Source organism: Pseudomonas avellanae BPIC 631, from assembly GCF_000444135.1.
Classification (GTDB): Bacteria; Pseudomonadota; Gammaproteobacteria; order Pseudomonadales; family Pseudomonadaceae; genus Aquipseudomonas; species Aquipseudomonas avellanae.
The window spans coordinates 1-994 of sequence record NZ_ATDK01000537.1; the positions used below are offsets into that span (position 1 = coordinate 1).

Here is a 994-nt window from a genome sequence, read left to right on the forward strand (position 1 = left end):
GTACTGTTTGCGAAATAATTTACCCGTGTCCTGCAACCTAAGTTATTGATAAAATTTGAATTTTACGTTAGTTAGTAGCTGGTTTTTTCGAAAACAGTACACTAGGTAGAGCTCTGGCTGATTGACCTCTTCGGGGACTTCAGGCATCGGAGACTCTTCACATGCGTGCCATTGACCTTTCTGCTGAAGCAGCCACTTGCGAGTGATAAATCGTTCAAAGTCTTTGATCTTTGCAGGGCCTGCGCCGTCCTCGTCCTGGCGTTCGTCCGAGTGCGTAATGTTGAATGTATGAAGCTCGTATCCCTGCTCGGCGACTAACCTGAGATGCTCGACGCTCTGCGCGTAGCCATTGTTGCGGCGACCATTCTCATTTTCCCAACTCTCGCAAAGTATGAGTGTACGGTCGTCATTTATATGAATATCCCAAGCGCCGAATATGACCTTGCGCTCTTGGTGACTCACAAACGACCAGCTCCAAGTCCAGTTTTTACATGTGGCTCCTAAAGATTCGATAAATGCTTTACGGCTTGGGTAGTAAGGAGTGGTCATGCGAAATCCTGAGCGTTAGGTTGTCTGGTGGAGCAGTGAAAGTAGGGGCGTACGCGACAAGGAGTTCTGGACGAGCTGAATCTTCACCTTACTGCCTCAAGAAAATGCTGACAGGTCAGGTCGGTTACAAACAGATACAATTTAACATAATATACATTATGCGTACCTCTGGATTACATGCCGGCCTCGATGTACAGTCCTTTTAATCACTAAAAAGCATAACTCAACTAAATGACTATTTAGCTGAGTTAAGATCGCTCACATGATTTCAGCCCTTCACAGCTACAGCTACAGCTACAGCTACAGCTACAGCTACAGCTACAGCTACAGCTATGGTTTCGGTGCAGGCTTTACAATAGCAATCTCTCCATGCAGAGGATCTCAGGCCTAGGGTCTGTTCCCGTTTCACATTGGTAGCCACAGAAAAGCGCAGGCCATTGCTATG

The 994-nt window shown here is 46.7% G+C and carries 1 pseudogene; it reads right to left on the reverse strand.

Annotated elements, in window-relative coordinates:
- Positions 1 to 84: 84 nt before the first annotated feature.
- Positions 85 to 549 (reverse strand): annotated as a pseudogene (locus DW49_RS0124375) (HNH endonuclease); the annotation flags it as partial.
- Positions 550 to 994 lie beyond the last annotated feature (445 nt).